Raw genomic sequence first — 14,987 nt, 5'->3', positions numbered from 1 at the left:
AAGAATGAACTGGGCAATGGCTCGGAAGTGCTATGCACTTCCATCGCGATAGGGCAAAATAAGACGCCCGAAGAGGAGAGTGAGTCATGAAAGCGCTGGTGCTCGAGCGCAAGGACGAGCTCAGTTTGCGCGATATCCCGGTTGACGAAAAGCTTGGACCTCGAGATGTCAGGATCGCTCTTCGAACGGTCGGCGTCTGTGGGAGTGACGTGCATTACTACACGCACGGCGCTATTGGGCCCTTCGCGGTCAAGGAGCCGATGATCCTCGGGCATGAGGCCGCAGGCCAGATTGTCGAGGTCGGCCCGGCCGTGACGGAATTCAAACCTGGCGAGCGCGTCTGCATGGAACCAGGGATTCCGGATCCGGCGAGTCGCGCAACACGTCTGGGAAAGTACAATCTCGATCCAGCCGTGCGGTTCTGGGCAACCCCGCCGGTGCACGGCGTGCTCCGCCCGACAGTCGTCCATCCGGCCGACTTCACCTTCAAGCTTCCGGATCATGTCTCATACGCCGAAGGCGCCATGGTCGAGCCCCTTGCTGTGGGAATGCATGCCGCTACGAAGATTCAGGTTCAACCCGGCGACCTCGCTGTCGTCATCGGGGCGGGCCCGATCGGAATGGTCACGATCCTGGCCGCTTTAGCAGCCGGTTGCTCGCGGGTCATCGTGAGCGACATCCACGAGCCGAAACTTGCATTGGCACGCTCTCTCGGCCCCGTCGTGCCGGTCAATGTCAGGAACCAAAATCTTCTGGACGTTGTCAAACGCGAGAGCACCGATTGGGGCGCGGATATCATTTTCGAATGCTCAGGCTATCTGCCGGCCATGGCGGAGATGTTCGATCTCGTCTGTCCTGGCGGAAAGGTTGCGCTGGTCGGCATTCCCCTTGAACCATTCCCCTTCGACGTCAGCAAGGCGCAGGTGAAAGAGGCCAGGGTCGAAAGCATCTTCCGCTATGCCCATGTCTATCCGCGGGCAGTGGCAATGATCGCATCAGGCAAGATCGACGTGAAGCCGTTGATCACTGATCGCTTCGCTTTCAAGGACAGCGTCGAGGCCTTCGACTTCGCCAAGGCGATGCCTCCGGCTTCCGTGAAGGTGCAGATCGACATGCCTGCCTGACCGGCCTCAAAGGCTTCCGTTCAAGTAGCGCTGCAGGGTGGCGCGGGTTCCATCGCGCCACAGGCTGTTCAGGGCCGTCTCGAACCGGGAGCGAAACTGTGGAGCATCCGCGATCTCGCCGAAGATGTCGCGCAGGTCGAGAAAGGATGTCGGATCATCCTTCGCGGCCAAAGCGGCCGGTGTCAGGCGGCTCGCATTGGGATCGTCGAGCTTGAAAGGCTCGCCGGCATCGGTGGTCCCTGCACAATACCGGCACCACAGGGCAGATTCGAGTGCCAATCCCGTCACGTCGGCTCCCGCCTTCATGCGATCCCGCGTCGAAGGCAGGATGAATTTGGGCTGCCGGTTGGAACCGTCCTGGGCGAGACGCGGAATCGTATCGCCCACATCCGGATTGGCGAAACGGCGGGCGATCAACTGGTAATAATCCTGAAGATCGACACCCGGTACCGATGGCACGCAGGGGATGATCTCTTCGGTCTCGAGCTTATCGAGGAAGCCCCGCACCAACGGATCCGCCATGGCGTCATGCACGAAGTGGATGCCTAGGAGCCCTGCCGGATAAGCGATGGTGGCATGGCCTCCGTTGAGAATGCGCAGTTTCATCAGCTCGAAAGCCGCCACATGCGGCGTGAAGGTCACGCCGACATCCTCAAGCGCTGGGCGGCCCGTCGGGAAATTGTCTTCCAGAACCCATTGACGAAACGGTTCGCAGAAGACGGGCCAATTGTCCTGGATATCAAAGCGCTCCGCCAGCATGGCACGCTCCCGATCGGTCGTCGCAGGGGTGATGCGATCCACCATGCTGCTGGGAAAGGCGACCTGCTCTCGCACGTAAGTCGCCAGAGCAGGATCGACAAGGTCGGCGAGGCCCACCACCGCATCCTTCGCTACCTGCCCGTTATGGGGAATGTTGTCGCACGACATCACAGTGAAGGGTGCAGCTCTCTGATCGCGGCGGCGCTTTAATGCCGCTAGGAGGACACCGAACACGCCTCTGGGCGCATCCATATGCACGGCATCATAAACAATGTCAGGATGCTCCGGATTAAAAGCCCCCGTTGCCGGATCGATGCAATAGCCGCCTTCCGTGACGGTCAGGGATACGATCCGCAAAGCCGGATCGTCGAGAGCATTGACGATGGCACGTCCATCCTCGTTGACAGGCACGAAGCCTGCCATGGCTCCAGTCACCCGAGCGACATTGGCGCCGGGCTCGAGTTCCACCACCGTGGTCAGCCAATCCTGAGGCTCCAGTGCCTGGCGCATCGCTCTATCGCCCGCACGGATGCCCGCACCGATCAGAGCCCAATCGCGGCTCTTTCCGGCATTAAAGAGATCGTCCAGATACACGGCCTGATGGGCACGGTGAAAGTTGCCGACGCCGATGTGCAGAATGCCGGCCTTGAGCTCCTCGCGGGCATAGCGAGGCTTGGCGACACTGCCGGGCAGGTTCGCGAGATTGGCAAGGTTCAAGCTCTGGCTCATAACGGTTGGACCTGGTCGGGCATGGAGGAAACGCGGTTCGCTGAAACAGCTTCCGGCGCAAGGCGCGCAGACCCTGTTATGATGTCAACCGCCTTGTCGGCAATGGCCAGCACCGGTGCATTCGTGTTGCCGCTGGTGATCGTCGGCATGATTGAGGCATCGACGATCCTCAGGCCTGCGATGCCATGCACTGCCAGACCCGGCGAGACCACAGCAAGCGGATCATCGTCGCGACCCATGCGACAGGTGCCGGCCGGATGGTAGTTGGTCTTCACCGTTCTGCGGCAGTGCTCGGCCAGATCTTCATCCGAAGTGATCGCCTGCCCGGGGAAGAGTTCCTGTTCGATCATGCCTCGGATGGGGCTCATCGCGAGAACCTCCCGCGCATAGCGCAGCCCGGCCATGGTCATGCGAAGATCGCCCGGATCGGCAAAGGTCTGCGGATCCACCAGCGGCAGTGCTTTTGGATCGGCGGATGCGAGGCGCACGGATCCGCGCGCCTTCGGACGCAGCAGACACGGGTTCAACGTCACTCCGTGCGTCGGCTCGACACCAGAGACGTCGCGGTCGAGATAGACCGTCGGAACGCAATAGAGCTGAATCGTCGGCCGCGTACCGCCATCGGGATCGATGAAGGCGCAGGCCTCCACGCCGGTCGTCGTGACGGCTCCCGACTTGAACAGCACGTATTGCAACCCGTTCCGCAGCATCGCCAAGCCACGATCCTGGCCGAAATAGCCGAAGGCTCCGGACGATGCAGCGATGATGGGAACCTCATGGTGATCCTGTAGATTCCGGCCGACGCCGGGCAGATCGGCAACAACCTTGAGTCCAAGCCTGGAAAGTTCGTCGGCAGGACCGATGCCGGAGAGCATCAGGAGCTTCGGCGTCAGGTAGGTTCCGGCCGCAATGATCACCTCCGCATCGGCGAAGACTCTCTCCGATCCGGAAGGTCCGACAAGATCTATGCCTGTTGCGCGGTCCCGCTCGATATGGATACGAGTGACCGTCGTCTCCGTGAGCAGGGTCAACTTCGGATCGGCGAGAACGGGCCGGAGGAACGCATCGACCGCACTGCACCGACGACGTGTGGTCCAGTCGATCGTGTGCTGCATGAAACCGACCCCGTTTTGCCGGACTCCATTGAAATCGGCCGTATAGGGAACACCCAATGTCTGCATTGCCTGCACAAAGGCACGGCTCATAGCGGAGTGCTGCCCCAGATGGGAAATTTTTAAGGGACCGCTGACACCGTGATAAGGTGCGCCCAGGTGATCGTTCCCTTCCTGCCTGATGAAATGGGGCAGAAGATCCCTATAGCTCCACCCGGCACCGCCCAGGGCCGCGTCCCATCCATCGTAGTCCTCCGCCTGACCGCGGATATAGACCATGGCGTTGACTGCGCTTCCGCCGCCGAGCACCTTCGCCTGCGGCACGATGGGCGCGCGACCGCCAAGCTGCTCCTGAGGGAGAACGTGGTGCATCGTGAGATAAGTGTCACGGGCGAGAAACTTCATATAGCCCGCCGGCATCGCAAGGATCGGACTTACCCGGCGAGGCCCTGCCTCGACGAGCAGCACCCTGGCGCCGTTCTCGGCCACGAGACGGCTCGCGACGACGCATCCTGCACTGCCGCCCCCAACAATGATATAGTCAAATCGTTTCGAGGCCATGATCCGCCTCTGGAAAGGCCTCAACTTGCCTTGCGGGTCGGCAACCGACGCAGATTGGCCAACGGATGCCGCTGCACGCGCTCGATCGCGAGGCCGTCGCCATCGAACAGATGACAGGTCGCCGGATCAAGCTTGATGGCGATGCGCTCATGCACGCCGGTCGGGATCTCTCCGTCCGCCTGTACGATCAGCATCGTGCCATCCTTGAGCTGGGTATAGAGGAATGTCTCGCCGCCAAGGCGCTCGACCACCATCACCTCGCCGGCGATCTCCCCCTCTCCGGCCAGCCGCATATGCTCGGGCCGCACACCGAGCGTTACTGCATCCCCAACCTTCTGGCGACCGGGACGAACAGGAACACCCAGGCTTGCGCCACCGGCAAGCTGGATGGTGGTTGCCGCATCTGTTACCGCTGTGACTGTTGCGGGAAGGAAGTTCATCTTGGGACTGCCGATGAAGCCCGCCACGAACAGGTTCCGTGGATGATGGTAGAGTTCGAGCGGAGTTCCGGCCTGCTCGACAATGCCTCCTTGCAGCACCACGATCTTGTCCGCCATTGTCATGGCCTCGACCTGATCGTGGGTGACATAGATCATGGTTGCAGCAAGCTCATCGTGCAGGCGGGCTAGCTCGATCCGCATCTGGACACGCAAAGCCGCATCGAGGTTGGACAATGGTTCGTCAAAGAGAAAGACCTTGGGCTTGCGCACAATGGCCCGGCCAATGGCCACACGCTGCCGCTGACCGCCGGATAACTCCTTCGGCTTGCGATCCAAGAGCTTGTCCAGATGCAGAATGCGCGCGGCCTCCGCGACCTTGGCACGCCGTTCCTCCTTGGGCACACCGGCAAGGCGCAACGAGAAGCCCATATTGTCTGCTACAGACATATGCGGGTAGAGCGCATAGGATTGGAACACCATAGCGAGGCCGCGCTCGGAGGGTGGCACGTCATTGACGCGCTGGCCGTCGATCATGAGATCTCCCTCGGTGATCTCTTCAAGCCCGGCAATCATTCGCAGCAACGTCGACTTTCCGCACCCGGATGGGCCGACGAAAACACAAAACTCACGGTCGTCGATGGACAGATCGACTCCCTTGATCACCTGCACCGCACCGTAGCTTTTCTCAATGCCTTTGAGGACAATCGTCGACATAGCATATTTCCCGTTTACTTGACCGCACCGAAGGTCAGGCCACGCACGAGCTGGCGCTGGCTCATCCAGCCAAAGACCAGGATGGGTGCGATGGCAATTGTTGATGCGGCGGAGAGCTTGGCCCAGAACAGTCCTTCCGGTGCGGAGAAGGAGGCGATGAAGGTAGTCAGAGGTGCCGCCTCCGACGTGGTGAGGTTCAGGCTCCAGAAGGCCTCGTTCCAGCACAGAATGATGGACAGAAGCGCCGTCGACGCGATGCCGGGCAGCGACAGGGGCAGGAGCAGCATCCAGACCTCCTGCTTCGGCTTGGCTCCATCCATGCGCCCGGCCTCAAGAATATCCTTCGGCACTTCCTTGAAGAATGTGTAGAGCATCCACACCACGATCGGTAGATTCATCAGCGTGTAGACGACGATCAGGCCCCAGCGCGTATCGATCGCACCGGTATCCCGGAAGAGCAGATAGATCGGGATTAGGACGCCGACAGCCGGCATCATCTTGGTCGACAGCATCCAGAGCAGCAGGTCCTTCGTGCGCTTCCCCGGGAAGAACGCCATGGCATAGGCAGCCGGCACGGCGATGAGGGTCGCCAGCAAGGTTGCTCCCACCGAGATGACGATGCTGTTGATGGCGAAGTGAATGTAATCGGCCCGCTCGCGCACCGTAATGTAGTTTTCCAGCGTCGGGCTGAAGAAGAGTTTGGGCGGCGTTGCAATCGCCTCCACTTCCGTCTTGAAGCTCGTCAAGATCATCCAGAAGATCGGGAAGAAGATCAGCCCGGCGGCGAACCATCCGACCAGAGTGAGGATGAGCTTTTCGCGGGTTTTGGGATGCATGGCTCAACCTCAATCGGCAATGTTCTTAGCAATCGAGCGGACGAGGAAGATCGCCACGATGTTGGCGAGGATCACGGCGATCACGCCTGCTGCCGACGCGCCGCCCACATCGTACTCACGCAAGGCCCGCAGATAGATCAGAAAAGCCAGATTTGTCGAGGCAAGGCCGGGGCCGCCGGAGGTGGTGACGTAGATCTCGGCAAAGACCGACAACAGGAAGATCGTCTCGATCATGATAACGACGCTGATGGCGCGGCCAAGATGGGGCAGGATGATGAAGAAGAACATCGAGAAGGGGCCCGCACCGTCCATGCGCGCGGCCTCCTTCTGCTCGCTGTCGAGTGACTGGATCGCCGTGAGCAGGATCAGCAAGGCAAAGGGCAGCCATTGCCAGGCCACGATGATAATGACGGAAGTCAGCGGGAAGCTGCCGAAAAAGTCGATGGCCGGCAGGCCGAGGGAGCGTGCGAAGAATGCAAAGAGCCCGTTGACCGGGTGCATCAGCATATTCTTCCAGATCAGCGCACTGACCGTCGGCATGACGAAAAACGGGGCAATGGCGAGAAGGCGCGCAATGCCCCGGCCGTAAAAATCCTGGTCGAACAGGACGGCGAGCAGAGTGCCCAATCCAACCGTAATCACCAGCACCCAGAAAACGAGGAAAAGCGTGTTCGCCATCGCTGTCCAGAGCGACGGATCGGTCAACAGGAAGGTGTAGTTCTCGAATCCGGCGAACCCGCCGACCGATGGATCGAGCAGGTTATAGTATTGAAACGAGAACCAGAGCGTCATCACCAGCGGCACGATCATCCAGAGAAACAGGAGGATCACGGATGGCGCGATCAACGGCAGCGTTCTGACATTACGCTGGCTGCGTCGCCCGGCCGGAGCCGTGGCGCTGGGAACGGGAACAGTCGTGGTGGTGCTCGCCATCTCGGTACTCGCAAATGGAGAGCAATCGGCAGGCGTCTATGCCCGCCGATTGCGTGGCGATTGGCTTATTTTGGATAGCCTGCCTGCTTCATCGTGCGCTCGGTCGAGCGTTGCGCCGTTTCCAGAGCCTGCTCCACGCTCGTCTGACCAGCCAACGCGGCCGCGATCTGCTGTCCGACCGCCGTACCGATGCCCTGGAATTCGGGAATGGCGACATACTGGATGCCGATATAGGGCACGGGATCCTTCGTCGGCTTGGTGATGTCCGCATTGGCGACCGACTCGTAGACTACCTTCGCGAAGGGCGCCGCCTTCTGGTACTCGGGATTGTCATAGGTCGACTTGCGTGTGCCGGGAGGCGCAGCGACCCAACCGGCCTCGGTGCCGACCAGCGTGATGTAATCCTTCGAGGTCGCCCATTTCACGAAGGACTTGGCGGCATCGACCTTCTTCGAGGAGGCGGGAATGCCGAGCGACCACGCCCAGAACCAGCCCGAGCCGTTGCTCGTGACCTCGACCGGCGCTGCCGTGAAAGCGGTCTTGTCCGCAACCTGGCTTTCCTTCGGATTGTAGATGTAGCCCGCCGCCGACGTGGCATCGACCCACATGGCGCAATGTCCCGTTGCGAACAAAGCGCGGTTCTCGTTATGCCCGTTCGCCGTCGCGCCCGGAGGCCCATATTCCCGCATGTTCTTGACGTAGTAATTGATCGCGTTCTTCCACGGTTCTGTCGTGAGCTGAGGTTCCCATTTCTCGTTGAACCAGCGTCCGCCGAAGGCATTCACCATGGGACCGACGAAGGCCATGTTCTCACCCCAGCCCGGCTTGCCGCGCTGGCAGAAGCCGTATTGCTCCTTCGACTTGTCGGTCAGCTTGGCCGCGTATTCGGCAATCTGATCGTAAGTGGGCTTGTCCGGCATCTTGATGCCGGCCTGATCGAACAGGTCCTTGCGATAGAACGTGAACGAGCTTTCGGCATAGAACGGCACGGCATAGAGCTTGCCGTTGTAGGACAATCCATTCTTCACGGATGGAATGATGTCGGCATAATCATAATCGGCGCCGAGATCATCCAGAGTGACGAGCCAGTTCTGCTTGCCCCAGATCGGAGCCTCGTAGGAGCCGATCGTGATGATGTCGAACTGCCCGCCCTTGGTGGCGATATCGGTGGTCGCGCGTTGGCGCAGGACGTTTTCCTCGAGCACCACCCAGTTCAACTTGTTGCCGGTCGCCTGCTCCCACTTGGGTGACAGTCGCTGCATGATGATCATGTCAGCATTGTTGACCGTGGCGATCGTCAGAGTCTGACCTTGCGCCAGAGCCAGACCCGTGCCTGCAATCCAACCCGCTGCAGACAATAGCGTAAGCTGCCTCAACTGCATTGTTCCCTCCCAAAGGAAGTTACTTTGGATTGTTTTACTTGTAATAATGAATGCTCTCACGCCCAGTTATGGCCGTCAATTACTCAGACAAACCCTGAACCACTGGAGCATCTATCAATATTCATTATCAGTTTTGCTGAACTGTTTCTATTATGTGATTTACCTCCTGAGAGGAATTGCCACCATCCTCGTCATGCCTAGATAGAGCCGCCACGCTGCAGGTCAGCTTTCTGTTCTCTGTTTTAAAGCAGAAGCGAACGGCATCGACCCTCGCGCTCATATCGTTTAGTATGCGAGCTGGAGCGTAGCTTATACTGTCGACGGAAGGCTTTCGTTGTTGGTGGAAGGTCCTCGGCGCCAGATGATACTCTAAAAAAAACCGAGCCCTGCCTTGCTGTAACGTTTGATCTTTCCCGTCAGCAGCTGACACTCCATTGACGCACCCGGATCTCGGGAGGCTCGCCATGAGACAGCTGCCGTGGAGTCTTGCCGTCGTCATCGCTTGGGCAATGAATGCCGCTTCCGCCAACGCGGAAATCCTGATCGGCATGGCGGGAGCTCTGACGGGTCCCAATGCGTATCAGGGCGAGCAACAGCAGCAGGGCGTCGAAATGGCCGTCGCTGATCTCAACGCTGCCGGTGGGATCCTCGGTCAACAATTGAGGCTCATTTCCGTCGACGACGCCTGCGACAGTGGCCAAGCGATTGCTGCAGCGCAACGACTCGTCGCCGCCAAGGTATCGTTCGTCGTCGGGCACCAGTGCTCAGGAGCGTCCATTCCGGCCGCTGCGGTCTATACGAGGGCGGGTATCATCCAGATGACGCCGGCATCGACCAATCCGCGCCTCACGGAGGAGGGCCGCGCCAATGTCTTCCGCATCTGCGGACGCGACGACCAGCAGGGCGCCATCGCCGGCGACTTCCTCGTCGCGCGATGGCGCAATGCCAAGATCGCCATCGTCCACGACAACTCCGTCTACGGCAAAGGCCTCGCGGAAGAGACCCAGCAGCAACTCCATAAGCATGGAGTCACCGAGACACTGTATGAGGACCTCGTACCGGGGCAGAGCGATTATGCCCCTCTGATTGCGAAACTGCGAGCCGCTGGGATCGAGGTTATCTATTTCGGTGGCTATTATCGGGAAGCGGCATTGCTGATCCGCGGTGCCCGCGAGGAGGGCTATCAATTACAGCTGGTGTCTGGGGACGGAATTGCCAGCGAAGCCTTCGTGCAGGTCACCGGGGAGGCCGGCAAAGGCACCCTCTTCACCTCCTTCCGCGACCCGCGCCGGAGCCCTGTGGCGGCAAGCGTCGTCGAGCGCTTCCGCCAGCAGGGCTTCGAACCTGAAGGCTATACGCTCTACAGTTACGGGGCCATCCAGGCCTGGGCCCAGGCGGCCGCGAAGGCCGGATCGACGGAATCCAAGGCCGTCATCGATGCTCTGCGGAGCACCGAGTTCGATACGATCCTCGGCCGGATCAGCTTCGATGGCAAAGGCGATGTGAAACAGCCCGGTTTTGAGTGGTTCGTCTGGCGGAGTGACCGGTATGTTCCCCTGGAGTGAGGGAGGGGCAATGCCCTTACCATCATGCCCGTCCGGTTGAGCGTTCGTTGGCGCCTGCTCCTTGCGTTTCTCGGCATCAGCGCTTTCGCGGTGCTCGCGGCTGCGGCAGGCACCTACGCCTTCCGCCAGATGGCCTATGTCATCGAGCGGATCACGGAGCAGCGCGTTCCTTCGGCGCTCACCGCTCTCGATCTGTCCCGGCAAGCCGAGCGCATCGTCGCCGCCGCCCCTACTCTGCTGAGTGCGCGCTCGCAGGCACAATACCAGGAGATCTCGGCGACGATCACGGCGGAGGTCGACCGTCTCGAGGCCCTGCTTGCACAGATCAAGGGCGACGTCGATCCGGCGACAGGAACGGCCATGGAACCTGCCGTCGAAAGGCTTCGTCGCAATCTCACAGCCCTCGCCGGCCTCGTCGCCGGTCGGCTTGCGGTCTCCGCCCATAAGGACGCTCTCCTGCGACGTCTCTCGAATGCCACCGTGGCGGCACAGCGCCTGGTCGCCCCTGCCCTCGTGGTTTTGGACTCTAAGTTTGCAGCCTCGCGCCGGGAGCAGCCGACTCAAGGAGCTCCTCAGCCTCCCGCCGTGATCATCCAGGAGATCGCCGAGGACCTGCTGATGCAGAAGGCGCAACTCGAATTCGCGGCCATCGGCGATGGTCTGCTCAAAGCCTCGTTGACCGAGAACGCGGCGGACCTTGCCGTTCTGAGCTTCCCATTGAATCGATCACTCGCGGCCTTGCGTCAAATCTCGTCCGATCTGACCGATCCACGCCAGCGCTCCCGTTTCGATCAGCGCATCACTGATTTCGCCAAACTGGTCGAGGGACCGGACAGCCTCCTGTCCGCACGGAGGACAGAGCTTGGACTGATAGAGGATGCCGAGCGCCTCTTGCAGGAAAATGCCGGTCTGTCATCGCAGCTCACGAAAGCCGTCGATGGCCTCGTCACCGCGGCCCGGCATGACATTCAGGCTGCCAGCGGAGAAGCGCTGATGGCGCAGCGTGTCGGCAACAATGTGCTCCTCGGCGTTGTCGCATTGAGCCTCCTCAGTTCGCTCCTCATCGTCTGGCTGTATGTCGACGGCAACCTCGTCGCGCGCCTGCGCAATCTGAGTGACAGCATGCTGGCCATTGCGGGCGGGAACCTGCGGGCACCCCTGCCCGCGGATAGCGGCGACGAAATCGGGCAGATGGCGAAAGCACTCGCGGTTTTCAGGGACACGGCGATTGAAGTCGAGGAAAAGAATCTGCGCGAAGTCGCCAACGCCCGGCAACGTCTGATCGACGCCATTGAGAGCATCAACGAGGGATTTGCGCTTTACGACTCCGATGACCGCCTCGTCCTATGTAACAGTCGCTACGAAGAACTGCTTTATCCCGAAACCGATGTGCCCATGACTCCCGGCACACCGTTTGAGACGGTGATCCGACGCGCAGCAGAACTCGGTCTCATTCAAGAGGCAAAGGGACGAATCGACGCCTGGGTTGCCGAGAGGTTGGCCCGTCACAGAAATCCGGTTGCATCCGAAGCCCAGCACCGTGACGGCGATCGCTGGATCCAGGTGAGCGAGCGCAGAATTGCCGGCGGCGGAACCGTTGCCGTCTATACCGACATCACCGAGATCAAGCGCCACGCGGCGCAGCTGGAGCTTGCCCGCGATCAGGCCATGGCGGCGACGCGAGCAAAGAGCCAGTTCCTCACCAATATGAGCCATGAGTTGCGGACACCATTGAATGCCATCATCGGGATCACCGAAATGCTGAAGGAGGAGGCCCAGGAAACGGGCGAAGACCCGTTGATCGAACCGCTCGACCGGATCCATCATGCCGGAACCCACCTCCTGGCCCTCATCAACGAGATCCTCGATCTTGCCAAGATCGAATCCGGCAAGCTCGAACTGCATCCTGAAGAAATCGATCTCGGATCCTTGATGGAGGATGTTGCGCGGACAGCCGAGCCACTCGCGGCGAAGAACGGCAATCGCCTCGATATCAGAATCGCATCGGATCTCGGCTGCATCCAGGCTGATCCCGTTCGAATCCGTCAGGTGGTGCTCAATCTCCTGAGCAACGCCTGCAAGTTCACCAGAAACGGCACCGTCACTCTTCACGCCAATCGAGAAATCGGTTCAGGTGGGGACCGCGTGCGCATTTCCGTTGAGGACACGGGAATTGGCCTGACCGCGGATCAATGCGCCAAGCTCTTTCAAGAATTTACTCAGGCCGATAGTTCGACAACGCGAAAATATGGAGGAACCGGCCTCGGTCTCGCCATCAGTCGCCGGCTCTGCCGTATCATGGGCGGAAATATCGACGTTCAAAGTATCGTGGGGGTGGGGAGCACTTTCACCGTTACGCTGCCTGCTGGGCGAGGGCACCTAAGCAAACTCGGCTTGCACTCCGACTTAAGTCGGCCTCCGGTCCATACGCAACCGATCGGACAGGGACGGCGTGCATTGGTCATCGACGATGAGGACACATCGCGGGATATCCTGCGGCAGATCCTGACGCGCGAGGGCTTCGACGTCATGACGGCTGAAAGCGGCCGCCAGGGAATTCAGATGGCTCGCGACTTTCAGCCCTCTGTCATCACGCTTGATGTTCTGATGCCCGATCTCGATGGCTGGAGTACGTTGCAGGAATTGAAGCGCGATGTTGAGCTGAGGGAGATTCCCGTCATCATGATAACCATCGTCGACGAGGAGAACCGCGGTTATGCCCTAGGAGCTGCGGCCTATCTGACGAAACCGGTCAATCGGGAGTGTCTCCTGAAGGCTCTCGCCACCTGCCGCCCTGATCATGCGAGCCCGCGTGTCCTGGTCATCGAGGATGACGCGCATACCCGTGGATGGCTGACACGCATCCTTCGGGAAGATGGATGGGAGGCCGCAGAGGCGGAGAATGGGCGCGTTGCCCTGGAGCGCCTTTCTCTCATCAATCCTGACATCATTCTCCTCGATCTGATGATGCCGGAGATGGATGGTTTTGAGTTCGTCGATGAGATCCGCCGGGATGAGAAGACCCGCCATATCCCCGTGATTGTTTTGACGGCGGCGGACCTCAGCGACGAGGATCATCGCCGTCTAAGTGGCGGCATACGGAAAATCCTACGCAAACGACTTGGCGGGAAAGACGAGGTGCTGTCCACCTTGCGGGAAGTGATTGCCGACTGCCTGCGTCTCGGCCGCATCGACTACCAGGAGCACCTATGATCCGGATTCTGTATGTCGAAGACAACGAGGACAACGTGTACATGCTGTCTCAACGCCTAAGAAAGCATGGCTTTGAGGTCATCGTTGCGTCCGACGGTGAGCAGGGTGTGGAAATGGCTCGCCAGGAAAAACCCGATCTGATCCTGATGGATCTTGGCTTGCCTTCCCTCGATGGCTGGAGCGCGACACGTCAACTGAAGGACGCTCCCGATACCAAGTCGATCCCGGTCATCGCTCTTTCCGCACATACAATGCCCGGAGACCGGGAACGGGCATTGGACGCAGGTTGCGATGAGTACGATGCCAAGCCGGTCGTTTTTGAGAGACTTTTGGCAAAGATCGATTGCCTTTTGCAGGATCGGATGCGCCCATGATCTATACCGGGGTTCGCATCCTCGTCGTGGATGACAACGAGGACAACCGATACACTCTGACGCGGAGGTTGCAGCGCGAGGGCTGGGCGGACGTGGTCACGGCCGAGAATGGGCGCGAGGCATTGGATAGGATCGCACAGGGAAGATTTGACCTCATTCTTCTCGATATCATGATGCCCGAAGTGAATGGATACGAGGTTTTGAAGCAGCTGAAGTCCGACCCGGCAACGCGCGATATACCAGTGCTCATGATCTCGGCGCTCTCCGAGTTCGAAAGTGTCGTCCGCTGCATCGAACTCGGTGCGGAAGACTATCTGCCCAAACCCTTCAATCCGGCGCTGCTGCGGGCCAGGGTCGGTGCTTGCCTGGAGAAGAAGCGCCTGCACGATCAGGAATTGAGCTACCTTGAGGAGATCGAGCGGCAGCGCTCCCGCGCCGAGGCGCTCCTCTATGCGATTCTTCCCGCTCAGGCGGTGGACGAACTCGAAAGCTCCCAGAGCGTCACACCCCGTCGGCACGAGAATGTCGTCGTGCTCTTCGCGGACGTGGTCGGCTTCACGGCCTATTGCGATCTCCTGGCGCCTGAGGAGATCGTCGCCAACCTTCATGTCTTCGCCACGGCCTTCGAGGACAATGCAACGGAGCATGGCCTCGAGAAGATCAAGACGATCGGCGACGGGCTTCTCGCCACGGCCGGCCTTCTCCTGCCCAATGCAGACCCGGTGATGTCCAGCATCGCATGCGCGGCCTCGACGATTGCCTCGGCCCGGCGGCTGCCGATTCCTTGGGATGTCCGGGTCGGTATTCATATCGGACCTGTGGTCGCCGGCGTCGTCGGCCGGCAGAAATTCAGCTTTGATATCTGGGGCGACACGGTCAATGTCGCCGCCCGCCTTGCTGCCTATGGCACCAGCGCCAGCATTAATGTCAGTGCAGCTGCTTGGGAGCAGGTGAAAACCCGCAGAAAGGCTGTGCCGTTGGGCTCGATCCCGATCAAGGGCAAGGGCGACCTAGAGGCCTATAAGATCATCCTCGGCGACTAGAGTTCGCTGCGGTCCAACCTTGACCGGAAACTGGGATTTCATCTGTCCAATCTCAGCCCTTGTCCTTTGCAGAGGCACACTTTTCAACCTCAAGCGGACCTATTGATGCTATAATACATCCAGGGACACAAAGACCTCATTGTTGAGGAGATTGGTCCGTGTGCCTGCGGCGTCTCATCTTGAGCGTAATCGCCATTGCTCT

The 14,987-nt window shown here is 60.0% G+C and carries 11 protein-coding genes; 5 read left to right on the top strand and 6 right to left on the bottom strand.

Features of this window, described 5'->3' with window-relative positions; genetic code table 11:
- The first annotated feature begins 86 nt into the window (after nucleotides 1-86).
- Nucleotides 87-1,124 (top strand): NAD(P)-dependent alcohol dehydrogenase, encoded by a 1,038-nt coding sequence (locus JO965_RS04210; protein WP_203442463.1) that lies wholly within the window; start codon nucleotides 87-89, stop codon nucleotides 1,122-1,124.
- Nucleotides 1,125-1,130: 6 nt separating this feature from the next.
- On the opposite strand, the gene JO965_RS04205 is transcribed toward JO965_RS04210, so the two are convergent.
- The 6 genes from JO965_RS04205 to JO965_RS04180 all read right to left on the bottom strand — a co-directional run bounded on the left by JO965_RS04205 (nucleotide 1,131) and on the right by JO965_RS04180 (nucleotide 8,590).
- Nucleotides 1,131-2,612, bottom strand: a complete 1,482-nt coding sequence (locus JO965_RS04205; protein ID WP_203442462.1) for a mannitol dehydrogenase family protein — start codon at nucleotides 2,610-2,612, stop codon at nucleotides 1,131-1,133.
- Nucleotides 2,609-4,285: a GMC family oxidoreductase gene (locus JO965_RS04200; RefSeq protein ID WP_203442461.1), complete on the bottom strand. Its 1,677-nt coding sequence runs from the start codon at nucleotides 4,283-4,285 to the stop codon at nucleotides 2,609-2,611. Before JO965_RS04200 ends, JO965_RS04205 begins: the two co-directional genes overlap by 4 nt.
- Nucleotides 4,286-4,305: 20 nt before the next feature.
- On the bottom strand, nucleotides 4,306-5,439 hold the full coding sequence (locus JO965_RS04195; RefSeq protein WP_203442460.1) for an ABC transporter ATP-binding protein: 1,134 nt from the start codon (nucleotides 5,437-5,439) through the stop codon (nucleotides 4,306-4,308).
- Between the two features lie 14 nt (nucleotides 5,440-5,453).
- Nucleotides 5,454-6,275, bottom strand: coding sequence for a carbohydrate ABC transporter permease (locus JO965_RS04190; RefSeq protein WP_203442459.1), 822 nt, complete (start codon nucleotides 6,273-6,275; stop codon nucleotides 5,454-5,456).
- Between the two features lie 9 nt (nucleotides 6,276-6,284).
- On the bottom strand, nucleotides 6,285-7,208 hold the full coding sequence (locus JO965_RS04185) for a carbohydrate ABC transporter permease (RefSeq protein WP_246776740.1): 924 nt from the start codon (nucleotides 7,206-7,208) through the stop codon (nucleotides 6,285-6,287).
- 65 nt (nucleotides 7,209-7,273) lie between these two features.
- Nucleotides 7,274-8,590 carry a sugar ABC transporter substrate-binding protein gene (locus JO965_RS04180; RefSeq protein ID WP_203442458.1) on the bottom strand — a complete coding sequence of 439 codons (1,317 nt, stop codon included), beginning with the start codon at nucleotides 8,588-8,590 and terminating at the stop codon, nucleotides 7,274-7,276.
- 464 nt (nucleotides 8,591-9,054) lie between these two features.
- Here JO965_RS04180 and JO965_RS04175 point away from each other — a divergent pair, with 464 nt between their 5' ends.
- Genes JO965_RS04175 through JO965_RS04160 form a run of 4 tightly spaced genes read left to right on the top strand, consistent with a single transcriptional unit; the run spans nucleotide 9,055 to nucleotide 14,785 of the window.
- Nucleotides 9,055-10,155 carry a branched-chain amino acid ABC transporter substrate-binding protein gene (locus JO965_RS04175; protein ID WP_203442457.1) on the top strand — a complete coding sequence of 367 codons (1,101 nt, stop codon included), beginning with the start codon at nucleotides 9,055-9,057 and terminating at the stop codon, nucleotides 10,153-10,155.
- A gap of 24 nt (nucleotides 10,156-10,179) precedes the next feature.
- Nucleotides 10,180-13,368 carry a response regulator gene (locus JO965_RS04170; RefSeq protein ID WP_203442456.1) on the top strand — a complete coding sequence of 1,063 codons (3,189 nt, stop codon included), beginning with the start codon at nucleotides 10,180-10,182 and terminating at the stop codon, nucleotides 13,366-13,368.
- Nucleotides 13,365-13,742, top strand: a complete 378-nt coding sequence (locus tag JO965_RS04165) for a response regulator (RefSeq protein ID WP_203442455.1) — start codon at nucleotides 13,365-13,367, stop codon at nucleotides 13,740-13,742. Before JO965_RS04170 ends, JO965_RS04165 begins: the two co-directional genes overlap by 4 nt.
- Complete coding sequence (locus tag JO965_RS04160) at nucleotides 13,739-14,785, top strand: adenylate/guanylate cyclase domain-containing protein (RefSeq protein ID WP_203442454.1); 1,047 nt, start codon at nucleotides 13,739-13,741, stop codon at nucleotides 14,783-14,785. Before JO965_RS04165 ends, JO965_RS04160 begins: the two co-directional genes overlap by 4 nt.
- The last annotated feature ends 202 nt before the right edge of the window (nucleotides 14,786-14,987 follow it).

Origin of the sequence: Microvirga sp. VF16 (assembly GCF_016864375.1) — a bacterium.
In the GTDB taxonomy this organism is placed as follows: Bacteria; Pseudomonadota; Alphaproteobacteria; order Rhizobiales; family Beijerinckiaceae; genus Microvirga.
The sequence above is the reverse complement of the archived record's forward strand: the minus strand, read 5'-3'. Positions and strand labels throughout refer to the sequence as shown.

Excerpts from the sequence above, each read along its gene's own strand:
- JO965_RS04205 (WP_203442462.1), bottom strand. The coding sequence starts at position 2,612 with ATGAGCCAGAGCTTGAACCTTGCCAATCTCGCGAACCTGCCCGGCAGT.
- JO965_RS04180 (WP_203442458.1), bottom strand. The coding sequence starts at position 8,590 with ATGCAGTTGAGGCAGCTTACGCTATTGTCTGCAGCGGGTTGGATTGCA.
- JO965_RS04195 (WP_203442460.1), bottom strand. The coding sequence starts at position 5,439 with ATGTCGACGATTGTCCTCAAAGGCATTGAGAAAAGCTACGGTGCGGTG.
- JO965_RS04200 (WP_203442461.1), bottom strand. The coding sequence starts at position 4,285 with ATGGCCTCGAAACGATTTGACTATATCATTGTTGGGGGCGGCAGTGCA.
- JO965_RS04175 (WP_203442457.1), top strand. The coding sequence starts at position 9,055 with ATGAGACAGCTGCCGTGGAGTCTTGCCGTCGTCATCGCTTGGGCAATG.
- JO965_RS04185 (WP_246776740.1), bottom strand. The coding sequence starts at position 7,208 with ATGGCGAGCACCACCACGACTGTTCCCGTTCCCAGCGCCACGGCTCCG.
- JO965_RS04165 (WP_203442455.1), top strand. The coding sequence starts at position 13,365 with ATGATCCGGATTCTGTATGTCGAAGACAACGAGGACAACGTGTACATG.
- JO965_RS04160 (WP_203442454.1), top strand. The coding sequence starts at position 13,739 with ATGATCTATACCGGGGTTCGCATCCTCGTCGTGGATGACAACGAGGAC.
- JO965_RS04170 (WP_203442456.1), top strand. The coding sequence starts at position 10,180 with ATGCCCGTCCGGTTGAGCGTTCGTTGGCGCCTGCTCCTTGCGTTTCTC.
- JO965_RS04210 (WP_203442463.1), top strand. The coding sequence starts at position 87 with ATGAAAGCGCTGGTGCTCGAGCGCAAGGACGAGCTCAGTTTGCGCGAT.
- JO965_RS04190 (WP_203442459.1), bottom strand. The coding sequence starts at position 6,275 with ATGCATCCCAAAACCCGCGAAAAGCTCATCCTCACTCTGGTCGGATGG.